General features: G+C 66.1%; 22 protein-coding genes and 2 tRNA genes. 5 read left to right on the top strand and 19 right to left on the bottom strand.

The features are described 5' to 3' along the window. Positions 1 to 9 precede the first annotated feature (9 nt). Positions 10 to 375, bottom strand: coding sequence for a hypothetical protein (locus tag A2G96_RS07455; protein ID WP_062798173.1), 366 nt, complete (start codon positions 373 to 375; stop codon positions 10 to 12). A 511-nt stretch (positions 376 to 886) separates the two neighbouring features. Continuing rightward, entirely contained in the window at positions 887 to 1,273 is a 387-nt protein-coding gene (locus A2G96_RS07445; protein WP_062798169.1) for a hypothetical protein, read from the bottom strand. 163 nt (positions 1,274 to 1,436) lie between these two features. Between A2G96_RS07445 and A2G96_RS07440 the strand changes: the two genes are divergently transcribed. The 3 genes from A2G96_RS07440 (at position 1,437) to A2G96_RS07430 (ending at position 2,741) form a co-directional block, all read left to right on the top strand. Then, positions 1,437 to 1,697, top strand: a complete 261-nt coding sequence (locus A2G96_RS07440) for a hypothetical protein (RefSeq protein ID WP_062798167.1) — start codon at positions 1,437 to 1,439, stop codon at positions 1,695 to 1,697. A gap of 44 nt (positions 1,698 to 1,741) precedes the next feature. Further along, positions 1,742 to 2,248 (top strand): cupin domain-containing protein, encoded by a 507-nt coding sequence (locus tag A2G96_RS07435; RefSeq protein WP_062798164.1) that lies wholly within the window; start codon positions 1,742 to 1,744, stop codon positions 2,246 to 2,248. 268 nt (positions 2,249 to 2,516) lie between these two features. Further along, positions 2,517 to 2,741, top strand: coding sequence for a DUF2188 domain-containing protein (locus A2G96_RS07430; protein WP_062798162.1), 225 nt, complete (start codon positions 2,517 to 2,519; stop codon positions 2,739 to 2,741). 15 nt (positions 2,742 to 2,756) lie between these two features. Here A2G96_RS07430 and A2G96_RS33685 read toward each other — a convergent pair whose 3' ends face one another. From A2G96_RS33685 to A2G96_RS07365, 14 genes are all read right to left on the bottom strand, one after another. Beyond that, positions 2,757 to 2,897 (bottom strand): hypothetical protein, encoded by a 141-nt coding sequence (locus A2G96_RS33685; RefSeq protein ID WP_154676077.1) that lies wholly within the window; start codon positions 2,895 to 2,897, stop codon positions 2,757 to 2,759. Between the two features lie 175 nt (positions 2,898 to 3,072). After that, positions 3,073 to 3,149: transfer RNA gene (locus A2G96_RS07425), tRNA-Pro, on the bottom strand. 55 nt (positions 3,150 to 3,204) lie between these two features. Further along, a complete protein-coding gene (locus A2G96_RS07420) occupies positions 3,205 to 3,630 on the bottom strand; it encodes a MerR family transcriptional regulator (RefSeq protein WP_062798161.1) in 426 nt (141 codons plus the stop codon). A 116-nt stretch (positions 3,631 to 3,746) separates the two neighbouring features. After that, positions 3,747 to 4,157: an integration host factor subunit alpha gene (locus tag A2G96_RS07415; protein WP_026200608.1), complete on the bottom strand. Its 411-nt coding sequence runs from the start codon at positions 4,155 to 4,157 to the stop codon at positions 3,747 to 3,749. Between the two features lie 89 nt (positions 4,158 to 4,246). Next, positions 4,247 to 6,694 carry a phenylalanine--tRNA ligase subunit beta gene (pheT, locus tag A2G96_RS07410; protein ID WP_062798160.1) on the bottom strand — a complete coding sequence of 816 codons (2,448 nt, stop codon included), beginning with the start codon at positions 6,692 to 6,694 and terminating at the stop codon, positions 4,247 to 4,249. Between the two features lie 59 nt (positions 6,695 to 6,753). Continuing rightward, a complete protein-coding gene (gene pheS, locus A2G96_RS07405; RefSeq protein ID WP_062798159.1) occupies positions 6,754 to 7,785 on the bottom strand; it encodes a phenylalanine--tRNA ligase subunit alpha in 1,032 nt (343 codons plus the stop codon). A 250-nt stretch (positions 7,786 to 8,035) separates the two neighbouring features. Beyond that, positions 8,036 to 8,392 carry a 50S ribosomal protein L20 gene (rplT, locus tag A2G96_RS07400; protein ID WP_008650487.1) on the bottom strand — a complete coding sequence of 119 codons (357 nt, stop codon included), beginning with the start codon at positions 8,390 to 8,392 and terminating at the stop codon, positions 8,036 to 8,038. A 28-nt stretch (positions 8,393 to 8,420) separates the two neighbouring features. Then, positions 8,421 to 8,618: a 50S ribosomal protein L35 gene (gene rpmI, locus A2G96_RS07395; protein WP_006575466.1), complete on the bottom strand. Its 198-nt coding sequence runs from the start codon at positions 8,616 to 8,618 to the stop codon at positions 8,421 to 8,423. A gap of 167 nt (positions 8,619 to 8,785) precedes the next feature. Then, a complete protein-coding gene (infC, locus tag A2G96_RS07390) occupies positions 8,786 to 9,307 on the bottom strand; it encodes a translation initiation factor IF-3 (RefSeq protein WP_081479471.1) in 522 nt (173 codons plus the stop codon). 47 nt (positions 9,308 to 9,354) lie between these two features. Next, positions 9,355 to 11,262 carry a threonine--tRNA ligase gene (thrS, locus tag A2G96_RS07385; RefSeq protein WP_062798158.1) on the bottom strand — a complete coding sequence of 636 codons (1,908 nt, stop codon included), beginning with the start codon at positions 11,260 to 11,262 and terminating at the stop codon, positions 9,355 to 9,357. A gap of 357 nt (positions 11,263 to 11,619) precedes the next feature. Further along, positions 11,620 to 11,696 (bottom strand) — tRNA-Val (locus A2G96_RS07380). A gap of 21 nt (positions 11,697 to 11,717) precedes the next feature. Next, positions 11,718 to 13,946, bottom strand: a complete 2,229-nt coding sequence (locus tag A2G96_RS07375) for a RelA/SpoT family protein (protein WP_062798156.1) — start codon at positions 13,944 to 13,946, stop codon at positions 11,718 to 11,720. 15 nt (positions 13,947 to 13,961) lie between these two features. Further along, complete coding sequence (locus A2G96_RS07370; protein ID WP_062798154.1) at positions 13,962 to 14,324, bottom strand: RidA family protein; 363 nt, start codon at positions 14,322 to 14,324, stop codon at positions 13,962 to 13,964. 82 nt (positions 14,325 to 14,406) lie between these two features. Then, entirely contained in the window at positions 14,407 to 15,288 is an 882-nt protein-coding gene (locus tag A2G96_RS07365) for an alpha/beta fold hydrolase (protein ID WP_062798152.1), read from the bottom strand. 206 nt (positions 15,289 to 15,494) lie between these two features. On the opposite strand from A2G96_RS07365, the gene A2G96_RS07360 reads away from it, so the two are divergent. Continuing rightward, positions 15,495 to 16,271 (top strand): 3-hydroxybutyrate dehydrogenase, encoded by a 777-nt coding sequence (locus A2G96_RS07360; RefSeq protein ID WP_062798150.1) that lies wholly within the window; start codon positions 15,495 to 15,497, stop codon positions 16,269 to 16,271. Between the two features lie 52 nt (positions 16,272 to 16,323). Then, on the top strand, positions 16,324 to 16,815 hold the full coding sequence (locus A2G96_RS07355) for a DUF411 domain-containing protein (RefSeq protein WP_062798148.1): 492 nt from the start codon (positions 16,324 to 16,326) through the stop codon (positions 16,813 to 16,815). Positions 16,816 to 16,856: 41 nt separating this feature from the next. On the opposite strand, the gene A2G96_RS07350 is transcribed toward A2G96_RS07355, so the two are convergent. From A2G96_RS07350 to A2G96_RS07340, 3 genes are all read right to left on the bottom strand, one after another. After that, positions 16,857 to 17,237: a putative zinc-binding protein gene (locus A2G96_RS07350; protein WP_062798146.1), complete on the bottom strand. Its 381-nt coding sequence runs from the start codon at positions 17,235 to 17,237 to the stop codon at positions 16,857 to 16,859. Positions 17,238 to 17,443: 206 nt separating this feature from the next. After that, positions 17,444 to 18,082 carry a CoA transferase subunit B gene (locus A2G96_RS07345; protein WP_025582158.1) on the bottom strand — a complete coding sequence of 213 codons (639 nt, stop codon included), beginning with the start codon at positions 18,080 to 18,082 and terminating at the stop codon, positions 17,444 to 17,446. An 11-nt stretch (positions 18,083 to 18,093) separates the two neighbouring features. Then, a complete protein-coding gene (locus A2G96_RS07340) occupies positions 18,094 to 18,795 on the bottom strand; it encodes a CoA transferase subunit A (protein WP_012352543.1) in 702 nt (233 codons plus the stop codon). Between the last annotated feature and the right edge of the window lie 10 nt (positions 18,796 to 18,805).

Here is an 18,805-nt window from a genome sequence, read left to right as displayed (position 1 = left end):
CCTGGCGGCTTATTCTTCGGTGTCGGCGTCGGCGTCGGTGTCGGTGTCGGCGTCGAGGTCCGCATCGGCATCGTCGCTGCGCGGACGCAGCTCCAGGCCGAGCAGGATCAGCAGCTCGAAGGCATCGGACAGCAGGTGCTTCTGCCGCGGCAACAGGCTGGCGTACGGCATGTCGTAGATCGACTGGTGTGCCGCGCGCTCGCCCTTCAGGCCGCGGTCGCGTGCGATGTCCGACAGCAGCGCGGCAAACCCGGACAGGTCCTGCGCCGCCAGCGCCGAGTTCAACACCTTCGCGATGACTTCGGGCGAAGCGTTGGCCCAGCCCATGCGCTCGGCATTGGAAGCGGGGTCGTTGGGGAGGTCGGCAAAGTCCATGTTGTGTTTAACGGTCCTGCCTAAACTAGCTTAAGCCGCCAACGATGTGAATTTGACCCCACACAGGTGGGGTAACTTTGCCCTCCGCCGGTGCCCGATCAGCGCGATGCGGACTTGGCGCGGCCCTGGCCTGGTCCCTTCCCCGGCGCCTTCGGCCGCGCTCCGGCGGGCCGCTTCGCCGCTGCCTGCGGCGCTGCGCTGGCGGGTACCTGGCGATAGCTCGTGCTGCCATCCCTGGCCGTGCGCGCCACGACATGATTGCGCGCGCCGCACTGCGGGCAGCGGAAAATCAGTCCCTGCCCTTCATCGCGGATCTGCACCTCGTCCGGCTGCCAGCTGGCGCCGCACGCCTGGTTCCCACAAACAAACATGAGTTCTCCTGGAGGATCGTGCCGATCGACTGGCGGCACGGACGCGATTATCAGGCCTGGCGCGCGCCAGCGGGTCGATTTGCCGCCGATTGTGCCGAATTGCGCCGAATTGCGCCGGCCAGCCGGCATGGCGTCGGGCGTCAACCATTGCGCTGCACCCATTGCTGCGCCCACGCAATCGCCGCGGCGCGCGCCTCGTCCGGCGTCGCATGCGTGGTCGGCGGCGCCCCGCCCTCGAGCACCACGGCGCCCGATTCCCAGATATCGCACAGCGCCTTGAACCGCCCCATCCCCAGCGCATGGCAGAACACGTGGATGACGAAGCCGCGGTACTCGACCACATCGGTGGCGGCATCGGTCAGCACCTGGTCCGCGGTGACATCGGCAGGCAGCAGGGGTGCATCGGGCTGGCGCAAATCGCGCCGACCAGCAGTCGTGCGCGCCGACCGCGCCAACGCGCCCCCGGCCACCGCACCCAGCAGCACGCCCAGGCCGAACCAGCAGGCTTTGCTTGCGCTCCCAGCCATGGCATCTCCTGTAGCGGCAAGACGGTCTTGCAAGGACTGTCACCGGTTTCAGGTTATACCAGGCACCGAATCACGTACCCACGCCCGAAATTGAGAATCGGGAGGATGACCCAACGTCATGCCGCGGCTATACTGTACATCCATACAGTATCAGGACACTGCCATGCCCTTGTACCAGTCTGATTTCATCCTGCTCGAAGCCTATTACTTCGGCGACGACGCCGAATCCGTACGCCTGCGCTGCGGCAGCGTCTGCGTCAACGCCGGCGCCATCCTGGTCGACGGCATCGAGCCGCGCCAGCTGCAATCGCTGCGCTGGACCCCTGACTTCCTGTCGTTCGAGGCGCAAGGCAAGCGCCACCGCTATCCGGTGAGCCGCCCGGCGCTGGTCGGCCCGGCGCAGGCACGCTTCGCCCTGCTTTAAGCTACGCCTTCCGATTCCGCCAATGCGCCGCGCGCCATGCCCCCATGCCAGACCTGAGCCCGACCGCCCGCCAGCTGATCCACGCACTCGACCTGCGGCCGCATCCGGAAGGCGGCTACTACCGCGAAACCTATCGCAGCGAGGAACGCGTCACGTGCCAGGACGGACGCACCCGCGAGGCCTGCACCGCCATCCACTACATGCTTTGCGGCAACGACTATTCGGCCTGGCATCGCATCCGCTCCGACGAGCTGTGGCACTACCACGCCGGCTCGCCGCTGGACGTGCACCGCATCGTCGACGGCACCATCGTCACCCAGCGCCTGGGCGACCCGCTGCGGCATCCCGGCGCGGCGTTCCAGGCGCTGGTGCCGGGTGGCCAGTGGTTTGCCGCCGAACGCGTGGACGCTGGCGGCCCCGAGGACTTTACGCTGGTCGGCTGCACCGTCGCGCCGGCCTTCCAGTTCAGCGAATTCGAACTGGCCAGCGCGGCGACGCTTGCCAGGCTCGTGCGCGGACATGACCTGCGGTGGCAGCGGCTGCTCCGATAGCGCCGCACAAAAAAACAGCCCGCCACGGCGGGGTGCGGGCGGGCTGGTGAGTACAGCCCCGCCAGTCTACGTGCACCGCCGCCGGCGCCATGCCACGAGCATCCCGGTATCCGGGCGCCTTTTCTGATTTCCGGCCCGAGGGGTCACATGGCCCAGGCCGCGACCGGCAACTGCGCCGCAAAAGACACCGGCGCTGTCAGACGGTCACTGATACCGGCCGCGGGAAGCAGCGTGGAGACTAGGGCATCTTCCACCACGGAGGTGCGCCATGCCGGCCAAGAACATCCACGTCGTACCGCTCGACAACGGCTGGGCCATTGAATCCGAAGACGGCGCTGGCGGGCGCCAGCTCTACGCGACGCAAGAAGACGCGATCGCCGCGGGGACGGAAAAGGCCCGGCAGCTGCAGGCAGAACTGCTCGTCCACGGCCGCGACGGCCGCATCCGGATGCGCAACAGCTTCGGCAACGATCCTCGCGATATCCAAGGCTGAACAGTCCGCAGCGCGTCAGCCGCCGCTGGCGCGCTGCCCTTCCACACGCGCGCGCGTCGCGTAATAAGCAAGCACCAGCGATGCGGTCAGTGCCAGCCCGGCTACTGCCAAAGCGATGCATGTGGTGCCGACGATCCCGTTGCCCTTGTCGCTCATTACAGCCTCCGTCGCGATGAAGTTCACTGTGCCACCACTATAGGTGCAACGGGCTGAATCGAAAAACGGGCAGGCTGCGCTCACGCGTGACGACGCGCGAAATAGCACACGCTCAATAGCGGGAGACGGAAATAAAAAAACCCGCTTGGCGATTTACCAAGCGGGTTTTTTTGTCTGGTCGGGGCGAGAGGATTTGAACCTCCGACCACCTGCACCCCATGCAGGTACGCTACCAGGCTGCGCTACGCCCCGAAGCAAAAGATTATAACAGAAGCATTTCTCGTATGACTAGCTCCTGACGTGGAAATTATCCGTGCTTCGCGATCTCTCGAAGCTGCGCCAGCAGGTGCTGCACGTCGACCAGCGCATTGCGCAGGCCGGCGATGTCGACCGACAATGCCGGCGCTTTTTCCACGCTTGCTTCCATCGATTCCTGCGTTGCCGTGGCGGCGCTGTGATGACGGCCCTCGTCGAGGCGGTTGCGCGCGCCGTTGATAGTGAAGCCCTGCTCGTAGAGCAGCTCGCGGATTCGGCGGATCAACAGGACTTCATGATGCTGGTAGTAGCGGCGGTTGCCGCGGCGCTTGACCGGCTTGAGCTGCGTGAACTCCTGTTCCCAGTAGCGCAGCACGTGCGGCTTGACGGCGCACAGCTCGCTCACCTCACCGATGGTGAAGTAGCGCTTGGCCGGGATCGGCGGCAACGCGATGCGGTCGCTGGGTTTGTCCGACATGCAGTGTGTAGACGAGCGTCAGGCCATGCCGGCCAGGAGGTTGGCGCGCGTCACGCGCGCGCCCAGAAGAATACCGATGCCGGCCTCGGGAAGCAATCCGCCGTTCGGGTGACGGGTCAGCCGGCGATGCCGGCGCGTTCTTCGACCAGGCCCTTGAGCTTCTGGCTGGCGTGGAACGTCACCACGCGGCGCGCGGTGATGGGGATGACTTCGCCGGTCTTGGGATTGCGGCCGGGCCGCTGCGGCTTGTCGCGCAACTGGAAGTTGCCGAAGCCGGATAGCTTGACGCTGTCGCCCTGCTCCAGCGCTTCGCGAATGACATCGAAGAAGGCCTCGACCATGTCCTTCGACTCACGCTTGTTCAGGCCCACCTGGTCGAACAGCATCTCGGCAAGCTCAGCCTTGGTCAGCGTGGGAACTTCGGTCGCGCGGGCGTCCGGCATTGCATCGTCAAGGGAGGATGCCTGCCGGTCGCTCATCTCACCCAGTGCTGCAGCGGTCATGGAATTCGCGTCTCGATCATTCATGTCGATCGCTCGAGTGTCTGTCTGGCGATCCGCCCGGGGCGAGCCCGGGCGCCCTTTTTTATCGTGCTCCGTCGGTCGGTGGCGACGGATCAGCCGCGCAGCCGCGCCTGGAAGGCTTCGGCCAGCGCGTCGACCATGCAGCGCACCGCGCTGTCGACGGTTTCGTCCTGGAGGGTCGACCCAGTATCTTGCAAGGTCACCCGGAACGCAAGGCTTTTCTCGTCCGCGCCGATGGCCGTGGAAGCCCCCTTGGGACGGAACTCGTCGAACAGCACCAGGCTCTGGCAGAAGCGGCCGTAAGCCTGTTTTTCCAGGGCCGCGCGCATGGTGTCGAGCAGGTCCTGCACGCGTACCGATTGCTTCACGACCACGGCCAGGTCGCGCACGGCCGCAGGGAACTTGGAGATCTCGGTGTATGCCGGCAGGCCGGTAGCGCGCAGCGCGTCGAGCTGCAGTTCGAACAGCACCGGCGCATGCGCCAGCTCATATTCCTGCAGCCAGCGCGGATGCAGTTCGCCGACCACGCCCACCGGCTTGCCGTCGAGCAGCACGCGCGCGGCGCGGCCCGGATGCAGCGCCGGGTGCGAGACCGGCTCGAAGCGCGGCACGCGCGGATGGAACAGCGCCTCGACATCGCCCTTGATGTCGAAGAAGTCGACATTGCGCGTGGCGACGCCCCACTGCTCTTCGAACGCCGGGCCGTAGGCGATGCCCGCGGCCATCATCGGCTGGTCATAGCCGGCGACGGTGAGGCCGCCGTCCTTGATCCCGCCATCGCGATGGAACACGCGGCCGACCTCGAACAGGCGCACGCGCGCGGCCTTGCGGTTCAGGTTGTAGCGCACCTTGTCGACCAGCCCGCCGATCAGCGTCGAGCGCATCACCGCCAGCTGGCTGGCGATCGGGTTGAGCAGGCGGATCGGCTTGTCATTGGCGGCGAAGTCGCGCTCCCACTTCTCTTCGACGAAGGCGAAGTTGATCACTTCCTGGTAGTCGCGCGCGGCCACGGCGTGGCGCACCACGTGGGTCGAGCGACGGGCTTCGTTGGTCGGCCGCATTTCGCTTTCGGCAACCGGCGGGCGCGCGGGGATGCGCTCGAAACCGTAGATGCGCGCGACTTCCTCGATCAGGTCTTCCTCGATCTCGATATCGAAGCGGTAGCTCGGCGGCGTGACTTCGAATACTTCGCCTTCAGCGCCCTGCGCACGCGTGAACGGCAGCTGCAGGCGCTGGAACACGTCGGCGATGGCCGCCGGCGACAGTTCGATGCCGAGCACGCGCTCGGCGCGCGCCACACGCAGGCTGACCGGCTTGCGCACCGGCAGGTTGACCACGTGGTCGTCGACCGGGCCGGCCTGGCCGCCGCAGATGTCGAGGATCAGCGCGGTGATGCGCTCGATATGCTCGACCGTGGTGGCGTAGTCGACGCCGCGCTCGAAACGATGCCCGGCGTCGGTCGAGAAGTTATAGCGGCGGCTGCGGCCCTGGATCGCGGCCGGCCACCAGAATGCGGCTTCAAGATAGATGTCGGTGGTGTCCAGCGTCACCGCAGTGCTGTCGCCGCCCATGATGCCGGCCAGGCTTTCGATTTCCTTGTCGTCGGCGATCACGCCGACCTGCTCGTCGACCTCGATGGTATTGCCGTTCAGCAGCTTGATCTGCTCGCCCTTGCGGCCCCAGCGCACGTCCAGGCCGCCATGGATCTTGTGCAGGTCGAACACGTGCGACGGACGGCCCAGCTCCAGCATCACGTAGTTGGAGATATCGACCAGCGCCGACACGCTGCGCTGGCCCGAGCGCTCCAGCCGCTGCACCATCCACAGCGGGGTGGCGGCACGCGCGTTGACGCCGCGGATGATACGACCGGAGAAACGGCCGCAAAGATCGGGGGCCGACACCTTGACCGGCAGCTTGTCCTCGATCGTCACCGGCACCGGCTTCATGTCGGGCAGGTTCAGCGCGGCACCGGTCAGCGCCGACACTTCGCGTGCCACGCCATGGATCGACAGGCAGTCAGCCTTGTTCGGCGTCAGCTTGATGACGAAGACCTGGTCGTCGAGGTCCAGGTACTGGCGGATGCTCTGGCCGACCGGCGCGTCTTCCGGCAGCACCATCAGGCCGCCGTGGTCTTCCGACAGCTTCAGTTCGCGCGCCGAGCACAGCATGCCGTAGCTGTCGACGCCACGCAGCTTGCCGACCTTGATCTCGAACGGCTTGCCGCCGTCCTCTGCGGGCGGCAGTACCGCGCCGACCAGCGCGCACGGCACCTTGATGCCGGGCTTGACGTTGGGCGCGCCGCAGACGATCTGCAGGGTCTCGCCGGTGCCGGCGTCGACCTGGCACACGTTGAGGCGGTCGGCGTTGGGATGGCGCTCGGTCGACAGCACGTGCGCGACCACCACCTTGTCGAACGGCGGCGCGACCGGGCCCACCTCTTCCACTTCCAGGCCGGCCATGGTCAGGCTGTGCGACAGCGCGTCGGTGGAGATCTTTTCAGGGTTGGCGAAGGTGCGAAGCCAGGATTCCGAGAATTGCATGGCGCTTCTGATCCGGTAAGTATTCTGTGTAGTCGGTGACGAGTTTGACGTTGCGCCGATCAGGCGAACTGGCGCAGGAAGCGCACGTCGCCCTCGAAGAACAGGCGCAGGTCGTTGATGCCATAGCGCAGCATGGTCAGGCGCTCGAGGCCGGAGCCGAACGCGAAACCGATATAGCGCTCGGGATCGAGGCCCATGTTGCGCAGCACGTTCGGATGCACCTGGCCCGAACCGGAGATTTCGAGCCATTTCCCATTGCCGAAGGCCATGTCGATTTCCGCCGACGGCTCGGTGAACGGGAAGTACGACGGACGGAAGCGCACCTGGATGTCGTCGCGCTCGAAGAACTTGCGCAGGAAATCGGTATACACGCCCTTCAGGTCGGCGAAGCTGACGTCCTCGCCGATCCACAGGCCTTCGACCTGGTTGAACATCGGCGAATGGGTGGCGTCGCTGTCGACGCGATAGGTGCGGCCCGGGCAGATCACCTTGATCGGCGGCATCGCCTTGCCGGCGTACTTCTCCACGTGCATCTTCGCGTAGCGCACCTGCATCGGGCTGGTGTGGGTGCGCAACAGCAGCAGCTTGTCTTCGCTGTCGCGGCCGTCCACGTAGAAGGTGTCCTGCATCGAACGCGCCGGGTGGTTGTCCGGGTTGTTCAGCGCGGTGAAGTTCATCCAGTCGGTTTCGATCTCGGGGCCGTCGGCCACGTCGAAGCCGATCGAGCCGAAGATCTGCTCGACGCGCTCCCAGGTGCGCATCACCGGATGCAGGCTGCCGCGCGCCACCGCGCGGCCGGGCAGCGTGACGTCGATGGCCTCGGCGGCCAGGCGCGCGTTCATCAGCGCGTCGGCCAGCGCCTGGCGGCGCGCCTGCAGCGCGGCTTCGACCTGCTGCTTGACCTGGTTGATGCGCGCGCCCTCGCTCTTGCGGGTCTCCGGGTCGAGCTTGCCGAGGCCCTTGAGCAGTTCGGTCAGCGCGCCGGTCTTGCCGAGGAAGCGGGCTTTTTCGTTTTCCAGCGTGGCGTTGTCATTGGCGGCGGCGAAAGCGGCCTGGGCGTCGGCGACGATTTGGTCCAGATCCTGAGACATGGCGGCGGTCGTGGAGTGTTCTGGCGTCGGCGCAACCCTGTCATGCGACAGGGCCGGCCCGACGTGGGTTGGCACTTCGTGCGGTATGCGTTTCCGGATGCCGTCTCGCCAGGCAGCGCAAGACGGTATGCGGAACCGCAAATAAAAACGGGGCTCGGTGAGGAGCCCCGTTTCAGCAGACCTTGCGGTCAGCGGTCGACCATGCGGTCGGTGCTTGCCCGGCAGCGCTTGCGCGCTACCGGAGCCGGCATCAAGCAACGGTGGCTTTCACCTGGTTGACGATGGCGGCAAAGGCAGGCTTGTCGTGAATAGCCATGTCCGACAGCACCTTGCGGTCCAGTTCAATCGAGGCCTTCTTCAGACCGTTCATGAACACGCTGTAGGTCATGCCATGCTCACGCGTCGCGGCATTGATACGCGCAATCCACAGCGCGCGGAACACGCGCTTCTTGTTGCGGCGATCGCGGTACGCGTACTGGCCAGCACGCATGACCGCCTGCTTGGCGATGCGATAGACATTATTGCGACGGCCGCGGTAACCCTTGGCAGCGTCGATAACCTTCTTGTGACGGGCCCGTGCAGTGACCCCACGCTTTACTCGAGGCATGTAATTCTCCTTTCGTTGTCGTCAGGGGTTATGCGTAAGGCATCATCGCGCGCACCGACTTCAGGTTCGTCTCATGGACGTCCTGAGTACCGCGCAGTTGACGCTTGTTCTTGGTGGTCTTCTTGGTCAGGATGTGACGCTTGAAGGCCTGGCCACGCTTGAACGAACCGTTCGGACGGGCAGTAAAGCGCTTGGAAGCGCTTTTCTTCGTCTTCATCTTCGGCATGAAAAACTCCAGCTCATATGACATGCATGCAGGTGGACGGCTGACGCCGACGCTTGCAAGACCCGCATCCACTTGTTGTTGCACGACACCCCTTGCAGGGCGCGCGCGACTTCCGCACAAAGCAACGCCGGGATGACTGGCATCCCGGCCGCCGCACCGCGCAGGAATTACTTCTTCTTCTTGGGGGCGAGCACCATCACCATCTGGCGCCCTTCCATCTTCGGCATCTGCTCGACCTGGCCGATCTCTTCCAGGTCCGCCTTCAGGCGTTCGAGCATGCGCGCGCCGATTTCCTGGTGGGCCATCTCGCGACCACGGAACCGCAGCGTGATCTTGGTCTTGTCGCCATCTTCCAGGAAGCGCTTCAGGTTGCGCAGCTTGACGTTGTAGTCGCCATCATCCGTACCCGGCCGGAACTTGACTTCCTTGACCTGGATGATCTTCTGCTTCAGCTTGGCCTCGTGGGCGCGCTTGGCTTCCTCGTACTTGAACTTCCCGTAATCCATGATCCGGGCGACGGGCGGAGTCGCGTTGGGGGCGATCTCCACCAGGTCCAAGTCCTTGTCCTCAGCCAGCCGCAGAGCGTCCATGAACTTGACGATGCCGAGCTGCTCGTTATCAACCCCTACCAGGCGCAGTTCAGGCGCGCTGATTTCCCGGTTGATGCGATGACCTTTGTCCGTAGCGATGTTGCGTTACCTCAAGAAGACAAAAAAACAAGCCGTGCTCACCACCCTCAGGCTTTGCTGGCGACGTCGTGTTGCAGACGCTCAACAAACGCGGAGACGGGCATCACACCCAGATCCACGTTGCCACGGGCACGCACGGCCACTTGATTGGCATCCCGCTCCTTGTCGCCCACCACCAGCAGGTAGGGGACCTTTTGAAGCGAATGCTCGCGGATTTTATACGTAATTTTCTCGTTACGCAAATCGGCCTTGGCCCTAAACCCTTGTTTTTGCAGCAATTGCACGACGCTTTCGGCGTATTCTGCCTGCGAATCCGCAATATTCATCACCACCACCTGGTCTGGGGCCAGCCAGGCCGGCAGCGCGCCGGCATGGTTTTCCAGCAGGATGCCCAGGAAGCGCTCGAACGAGCCCAGGATCGCACGATGGAGCATCACCGGGCGCTTGCGCGAGTTGTCTTCCGAGACGTACTCGGCACCCAGGCGCTCGGGCAGCACCAGGTCCAGCTGCAGCGTGCCGCACTGCCATGAGCGGCCGATGGCGTCCTTGATGTGGTATTCGACCTTGGGGCCATAGAAGGCGCCCTCGCCCGGCAGTTCTTCCCAGTCCACGCCGCAGGCGCGCAGCGCCAGGCGCAGGCCTTCCTCGGCGTGGTCCCAGATCTCGTCCGAGCCGGCGCGCTGGTCCGGGCGCAGCGACAGCTTGACCTTCACATCCTTGAAGCCGAAGTCGTCATAAACGGAGAAAGCCAGTTCGTTGAAGGCCTTGGCCTCGGCGACGATCTGCTCTTCCGTGCAGAAGATATGCGCATCGTCCTGCACAAAGCCGCGCACGCGCATCAGCCCGTGCAGCGCGCCGGACGGCTCGTTGCGATGGCAGGCGCCGAACTCGGCCAGGCGCAGCGGAAGGTCGCGGTACGAGCGCAAGCCGTGGTTGAAGATCTGGACATGGCCCGGGCAGTTCATCGGCTTGATCGCGTAGTCGCGCTTCTCCGACTCCGTGACGAACATGTTCTCCTTGTAGTTTTGCCAGTGGCCCGACTTCTCCCACAGCGAACGGTCCATCACCTGCGGCGTGCGCACCTCGTCGTAGCCGGCGTCCGTCAGGCGGCCGCGCATGTACTGCTCGACGGCCTGCCACACGTGCCAGCCCTTCGGGTGCCAGAACACCATGCCGGGCGCCTCTTCCTGCAGGTGGAACAGGTCGAGCGTCTTGCCCAGCTTGCGGTGGTCGCGCTTCTCGGCCTCTTCCAGCATGTGCAGGTAGGCTTCCTGGTCTTCCTTTTTCGCCCATGCCGTGCCGTAGATGCGCTGGAGCATCTCGTTGTTGGCATCGCCGCGCCAGTAGGCGCCGGCCACCTTCATCAGCTTGAAGACCTTGAGCTTGCCCGTCGACGGCACGTGCGGACCGCGGCACAGGTCGACGAAATTGCCTTCGCGGTACAGGCCGATTTCCTGGTCGGCCGGAATCGAGCCGATGATCTCGGCCTTGTACTTCTCGCCCATCGACTCGAACAGCGCCACCGCCTCGTCGCGGTTCCACACCTCGCGCGTGACCTTTTCGTCCTTGCGCGCCAGCTCCGTCATCTTTTTCTCGATGGCGGCGAGGTCTTCCGGCGTGAAGGGCCGCTTGTAGGCAAAGTCGTAGTAGAAGCCGTTCTCGATCACCGGCCCGATCGTCACCTGCGCGTCCGGATACAGCTCCTTGACGGCATAGGCCAGCAAGTGCGCCGTGGAGTGGCGGATCACATCGACGCCGTCGGCATCCTTGTCCGTGACGATGGCCAGTTGCGCATCGCGCTCGATCCGGTAGCTGGTGTCAACCAGCTGGCCGTCGACCTTGCCGGCCAGCGCGGCCTTGGCCAGGCCCGCGCCGATGCTCTGCGCCACTTCGGCAACCGTCACCGGGCCGGGAAACTCGCGGCGGGACCCGTCCGGCAGCGTGATTGCGATCATTTCGACTCTCCAGGTTCCGCCGGCGGCGTCTTGCGCCTCGCCTGAGCGGATCAAACTGCATCTTGTGGCACCGGCCCGCATGCCTGCGCGCCGGCGATTGGTTCTTGGCTGCCCCGCCCTGCCGCACGGGAAGGCGGCAGCTTATCAGGGCGGCTGGCAAGCGACGGACGAAAAAAAACGCGGCCAAGGCCGCGTTTCTCTTTGTCAAACCCGATCCAACCGGGTCGAAGGCGCACCTCGACTACTGTCGCTTGCCAGCGGTAGTAGTTCGCGGTGTCATAACCATGATGCCTTCCGTTCCGTATGGGGTTGAATCGGACTTGCCGCACTTCTTGTTACTGCTTTACTGCAATTCGTTGGTAGGCTCGATTGGACTCGAACCAACGACCCCCACCATGTCAAGGTGGTGCTCTAACCAGCTGAGCTACGAGCCTAGCGAAGCCGCAAGTATAGCATCACTTTCTTTTTGCCTGCAACACCCCCTGGACCTCTTCGATCATCAGCAGTGCCCGCTGCAGCTGCGTGGCCTCGGACACCTCGGCGGTGAACTGCATGCGCGCCACGCCCTTGCTCGACAGCGTCTTGACCCCGGTGACGTTGATCTTCTCGCGCGACAGCACTTCGGAGATGTCGCGCAGCAGGCCCTGCCGGTCGATCGCCTCGACCTGGATATCGACCGGGTAGACCGCGGCGTGGCTCTTCTTGCCCCATTCGGTCTGGATCACGCGCTCGGGCGCGCGCGCTGACAGCTGCTGGAAGGTATGGCAGTTGCGGCGATGGATCGACACCCCGCGCCCGCGCGTGACAAAGCCGACGATCTCGTCGGGTGGCGCCGGCTTGCAGCAGCGCGACATCTGCGTCATCAGCGAATCGACGCCCACCACCAGCACGCCGCTCTTGGCGCCGCGCGCCACGCTGGTGGCGCGGCTCTTCTTGGTGACGGCGTCTTCCTCGCTCAGCGGCGCCTGGACTTCGCCTTCCGGGTGGCGCAGCGCGTGCTCCACATGGCGCAGGCTGAACTCGTCCTTGGCCACCGCGGCGAACAGCTCGTCGGGAGTCTTGAAGCCCAGCCGCGTCGCCAGGTCTTCCAGCTTGACCGCGGTCTTGCCTTCGCGCTGCAGGGTCTTGTCGATCAGCGCGCGGCCCTGCGCAATGGTTTCCTGCGAATCCATCGCGTTGAACCACGCACGCACCTTGGCCCGGGCGCGGCTGCTGGCCAGGTAGCCCAAGTCGGCATTGAGCCAGTCGCGCGACGGCCCGCCCTGCTTGACCGCGATGATCTCGACGGTCTGACCGTTCTTGAGCGGCGTGTTCAGCGGCACCATGGTGCCGTCCACGCGCGCGCCGCGGCAGCGGTGGCCGAGGTCGCTGTGCAGGTAGTAGGCGAAGTCCACCGCGGTCGCGCCCTGCGGCAGCGCCACCACGCGCGCCTGCGGCGTCAGCACGTAGATGTGGTCGTCGATCGCGGCGTGCTTGATCTGCTCCCACGATTCGTCGTGCGCCACGCTGTGATCGGCATCGTCCTTCCACGCCAGCAGCTGGCGCAGCCAGGCGATCTTCTCGTCGTAGCGCTCGCTGGCGGAGAACTGCCCGGCATAGCCGCGGCTGCCCGCCTCCTTGTAGCGCCAGTGCGCGGCCACGCCGTACTCGGCGAAGTGGTGCATCTCGTGGGTGCGGATCTGCACCTCGAAGGCGCGCCCGTCGTCGCCGATCACCACCGTGTGCAGCGACTTGTAGCCGTTGGCCTTGGGCCGCGAGATGTAGTCGTCGAACTCGCGCGGGATCGGCTGCCAGATATGGTGGACGATGCCGAGCACCGTATAGCAGTCCTTGATATCGTCGACGATCACGCGGAACGCGCGCACATCGTACAGGTCGGCAAAATCCAGCTCCTTGCCGCGCATCTTCTTCCAGATGCTGTAGATGTGCTTCGGGCGTCCGCTCACCTCGGCGCGGATGCCGGCGGTGGCCAGCTCGGACTGCAGCCGCGCGATCGCGCCGGCGATATAGCCTTCGCGCTCGATGCGCTTTTCATCCAGCAGGCGGGCGATGCGCTTGTAGGTATCGGGCTGCTCGAAGCGGAAGGCCAGGTCTTCCAGCTCCCACTTCATCTGCCAGATGCCCAGGCGGTTGGCCAGCGGCGCGTAGATGTCGAGCGTTTCGCGCGCCACGCCGGGCAGCGGTGCCTGCTTGGTCTCGGCCAGCCAGCGCAGCGTCTGCAGCCGCGACGCCAGCCGCACCAGCACCACGCGGATGTCCTGCGCGAACGCCAGCAGCATCTTGCGCAGCGCCTCGACCTGCTCGTGGCGGGCCTGGGCCTCGTTCTTCGACGGCGCGGCCGACTCCACGCCGGGGCGGTTGCCGGCGATCGCGCCGATGCGCAGCAGCTGCCGCACGCCATTGACCAGCCGCGCCACTTCCTCGCCGAAGCGCGGTTCGATCTCGGCCTCGGTCTCGGGCACGAATGCCGCCAGCCCAAACAGGCACGCGGCCGCGCGCGCGGAATCGTCCACGCGCAGGCCGTCGAGGATGCGCAGCATCCCTTCCGCGTGCGACTGCACGGTCTCGCCGGTGGGCAGCGCAACGCCGGCGCCGTGCTCGCGCACATACGCCAGTGCGCGCTCGACCAGCTCGGTATCCGGAATGCCCGCGACCCGGCCAGCCAGGTCGGTCGACGTCACCATGTCACAGCGCCTGCATCAGTTGAGCGCAGCGGTCACCACCACTTCGATCAGGTAATCGGGATTGGCCAGGCGGGCCTCGACGGTGGCGCGCGGCGGCGTGTTGCCTTGCGGCACCCAGGCGTCCCAGACCTCGTTCATTGCGCCGATCAGGTCGATGTTGGTCAGGAAGATCTGGCACGACAGGATGCGGGTCTTGTCGCTGCCGGCCTCGGCCAGCAGGCGGTCGATATGGCCCAGCACCTCGCGCGTCTGGCCGCGGATATCGGCCTTGGGATCGACCTCGGGCACCTGGCCGGCCAGATAGACCACACCGTTGTAGACCGCGTATTCGGACAGGCGCTTGCCCACGTGGGCGCGCTTCAGTTCAGGAAGACTCATGGCAATGCGTAACTCGATAAAAACAGCCGGATCACAAACTGGCCGGCAACCCGGGCCGGCAACCTTCCGGCCGCGGGCGCGCTCAGGCGCCGGTAAAGAACTGGCGCACGATCGCGATCTGCGCCGGATCGACAAAGGTCGGGGCGTGGCCCACATCGGGCACTTCCACCGAGCTCACATGCTGGCCGCGCGCCACCATCTCGGCGACGGTCTCGCGCAGCAGCAGGTCGGACTGCGCGCCGCGCACCACCAGCACCGGCGCCTCGATCGCTTCGAAGCTGCGCCACAGCGCGGCTTCGCCGGCGGCGATGGCCTCGGGCGTCGACTTGCGGAACGGCAGCGCCAGCTGCGGATCGTAATGCAAGCCCCATTCCAGCCCGTCGGCGCCCTGCATCGGTTTCAGGATGGCGGCGTTGAGCTCGCGCCACTGCTCGGGGCTGTGGCGCCCGAACGAGGCGCTGATGGTCTGCAGGTACGCCAGCCCTTCCTCGAAGGTCTTGAAGCGCACCGGCAAGCCAAGGTAGGCACCGATACGCTCGACCGCCGACGGCGCGATGCGGGGGCCGACGTCATTGAGCAGCAGCCTGCGCACCGGCGACTTGGGCAGCCCGGCCAGGCCCATGCCGATCAGCCCGCCCATCGAGGTGCCGAACCAGTCCACCTTCTCCACATTGAGCCGCGCGATCAGCGTGACCATGTCGGAGACATACTGCGGCACCACGTAGCCGTTGGCATCGGCCAGCCATTCGGAACGGCCGCGGCCGACCACGTCGGGGCACACCACGCGGTAGTCGCCGCACAGCGCGCGCGCCACGGCGTCGAAGTCGCGCCCGGTGCGCGTCAGGCCGTGCGCGCACACCAGCACGCGCGGATTGGCGGGGTCGCCCCACTCGTGGTAGGCCATGCGGTGCAGGCCCGCCGGACTGATGCACTGGACGAAACCGAGACGCGGACTGGCAGACATCTGGACTCCCTGACAAACCGGACCGCACAGCGCCATGAGGCGCCGCCGCCGGAGGTTGAGCAAAGCTGGATTGTACGCCGCAGCGGGTACAATGCCACAGCACAGTGTCCGCGCCCTCGCGCGCGGAGCGCGCACCGCCACGGCGCGCGCCGCCCATCCGGCGGCTGTACTGCCGTGGCATCCCCTTTCTCTCGACGGAGGCTTACATGCTCAACGGCAAGACCGCACTGGTGACTGGCTCGACCAGCGGCATCGGGCTCGGCATCGCAAAGGCGCTGGCGGCGCAGGGCGCTCACATCATCGTCAACGGCTTCGGTGACGCGGACGCCGCAAAGAGCGAGATCGCGCAGGCCGGACAGGGCATCCGCGTCGGCTACCACGGCGCCGACATGAGCAAGGCGGCCGAGATCGAAGACATGATGCGCTACGCGCAGGCCGAGTTCGGCGGCGCCGACATCCTGGTCAACAACGCCGGCATCCAGCACGTCGCCACCATCGAGGATTTCCCGCCCGAGCGCTGGGACGCGATCATCGCCATCAACCTGACCTCGGCCTTCCATACCACGCGCCTGGCGCTGCCCGGCATGAAGCAGAAGAACTGGGGCCGCATCATCAACGTCGCCTCCACTCACGGGCTGGTGGCGTCGGCACAGAAATCCGCCTACGTCGCGGCCAAGCACGGCATCGTCGGCTTTACCAAGGTGACCGCGCTGGAAACCGCGCAGACCGGCGTGACCGCCAACGCGATCTGCCCCGGCTGGGTGCTGACGCCGCTGGTGCAGAAGCAGGTCGAAGCCCGCGCGCAGAAGGAAGGCATCCCGGTCGAGCAGGCCAAGCGCGAACTGGTGCTGGAAAAGCAGCCCTCGGGGCAGTTCGTCACGCCCGACGAGCTGGGCGCGCTGGCCGTGTTCCTGTCGTCCGAAGCGGCACGCCAGGTGCGCGGCGCGATCTGGAACATGGATGGCGGCTGGGTGGCGCAGTAAGGTGGAGCAGTAAGGTGCCGCATCAGGGCACCGCAGCAAGGAGCAACAAGCAATGATGGCACGACGACGTTTTCTCGGGACCCTGGGCGCGCTCGCGCTCGGCACGCTTGCAGTGGGCGTGCTGGGCCCCGCGGCCGATGCCTTCGCGCAGGCGAAGCCGCTCGCGATCGACGTCTACAAGAGCCCGCTGTGCGGCTGCTGCGAGGAATGGGTCAAGCACCTGCGCGCCAACGGCTTCACCGTGACGGTGCATGACGTCGAGGATACCGGCGCATACCGCAAGCGTTTCGGCATGCCCGAGCGCTTCGGCTCCTGCCATACCGGCCATATCGCCGGCTATGCGATCGAGGGCCATGTGCCCGCCGCCGATATCCGCAAGCTGCTGGCGGCCAAGCCCAAGGCAGTCGGGCTGGCGGTGCCGGGCATGCCGGTCGGCTCGCCGGGCATGGAACAGGGACCGCGCAAGGATCCGTTCGACGTGCTGCTGGTCAAGGCCGACGGCGCCGCGTCGGTGTTCAGCCGCCACAACAAGCCGGCGGCCTGAGTTGCCGCCGCGCCGGATGCGCCGCGGCGCATCCGGCAGCCCTACCCCACCGCGAGGCGCTGCAGCGCCGCCTCGACCTCCCGCCACACCGCCTCGGTCTCGCCCTCGGTGCATGCGCCGTGCTGGCGCTTGACCGCGCCCAGCCGGTTCAGCACCAGGTGCTGGTCCGGCACCACGCCCACGTTGGCCAGGCACGCCTGCACGCAAGCCAGCGGACACCCGTCCAGCGCCAGGATCGGCCGGCCCGACCGCGCCACCCGCGTCAGCGCCGGCACGCCGCCGCCCACGCCGCTGATGCACGACATTTCCGCGCGGCCGCCGCGGTCCAGCCGCACCGCGCAGGCATTGGCCAGCTGCGCCACGCTGGAGCAGCCGGAGCAGGCGTAGACCAGGGGCAGGGATGGGGTGGGGGAAGCGGGCATCGCGCACCTTGCGTAGAGCATTGACTTGGCAGGCACACGCCTGCGCGGAAGCGGCCAGCATAGCGACACGTGCGGGGACAGGCCATTCGCCGATAGAGCTAGCTGGCCCAGCCGACCGACCTAATCGGTTATCCGGACACCTCAAGAAAAAAGCCCTGTGGCGCAGTGCGCCACAGGGCTCGTCAGGCCTTGACCGAAGGGCTGGCTTACAGCAGCGGCGCCCCCGTCTTCGCCTGGATTTCCTCGCGGCTGACGCCCGGCGCGGTTTCCACCAGCTTGAGGCCGTCCGCGGTCACGTCGATCACGCCCAGGTCGGTGATGATGCGGTTGACCACGCCCACGCCGGTCAGCGGCAGGTTGCACTGCTTCAGGATCTTGAGGTCCTCGGTGCCGTCCTTCTTCTTGGCGGTGTGTTCCATCAGCACCACCACGCGGCCGACGCCGGCGACCAGGTCCATCGCGCCGCCCATGCCCTTGACCATCTTGCCGGGAATCATCCAGTTGGCCAGGTCGCCCTTCTCGCTGACCTGCATCGCGCCCAGGATGGCCAGGTTGATGTGGCCGCCGCGGATCATCGCGAACGAGTCGGCCGACGAGAAGATCGACGAGCCCGGCAGCGTGGTCACGGTCTGCTTGCCGGCGTTGATCATGTCGGCGTCGACCTCTTCCTCGGTCGGGAACGGGCCGATGCCGAGCAGGCCGTTCTCGGATTGCAGCCAGACTTCCATGCCTTCCGGCACCCAGTTGGCCACCAGCGTCGGCAGCCCGATGCCCAGGTTGACGTAGAAACCGTCCTGCAGCTCGGCCGCGGCGCGCGCGGCCATTTCGTCACGTGTCCATGCCATGATGGGTCTCCTTAGCTGGCCGCGCGCACGGTGCGCTGCTCGATGCGTTTCTCGGGGTTGGCGTTGAGCACCAGGCGCTGCACGAAGATGCCGGCCAGGTGGATCTCGTCGGGATCGAGCTCGCCGGTCTCGACGATCTGCTCGACCTCGGCCACGGTGACCTTGCCCGCCATCGCGCACATCGGGTTGAAGTTGCGCGCGGTGCGGCGGAACACCAGGTTGCCGGCCTTGTCGGCCTTCCAGGCCTTGACCAGCGCGACGTCGGCGGTCAGCGAACGCTCCATCACATACTTTTCGCCGTCGAATTCGCGGATTTCCTTGCCTTCGGCGACGATGGTGCCGACCCCGGTCTTGGTGAAGAAGGCCGGGATGCCCGAGCCGCCGGCGCGCAGCTTTTCGGCCAGCGTGCCCTGCGGGGTGAATTCCAGTTCCAGTTCGCCGGCCAGGTACTGGCGTTCGAACTCCTTGTTCTCGCCCACGTAGGACGAGATCATCTTCTTGATCTGGCGCGTGGCCAGCAGCAAGCCCAGGCCGAAGCCGTCGACGCCGGCGTTGTTGGAGATGCAGGTCAGCTGCTTGGCACCGCTGTCGCGCAGCGCGCCGATCAGCGCCTCGGGGATGCCGCACAGGCCGAAACCGCCCACAGCGATCGTCTGGCCGTCGCGGACGACGCCTGCAAGCGCTTCTGCGGCGCTGGCGTAGACCTTGTTCATGCTTCGCTCC

Source organism: Cupriavidus nantongensis, from assembly GCF_001598055.1.
Classification (GTDB): domain Bacteria; phylum Pseudomonadota; class Gammaproteobacteria; order Burkholderiales; family Burkholderiaceae; genus Cupriavidus; species Cupriavidus nantongensis.
The sequence above is the reverse complement of the archived record's forward strand: the minus strand, read 5'-3'. Positions and strand labels throughout refer to the sequence as shown.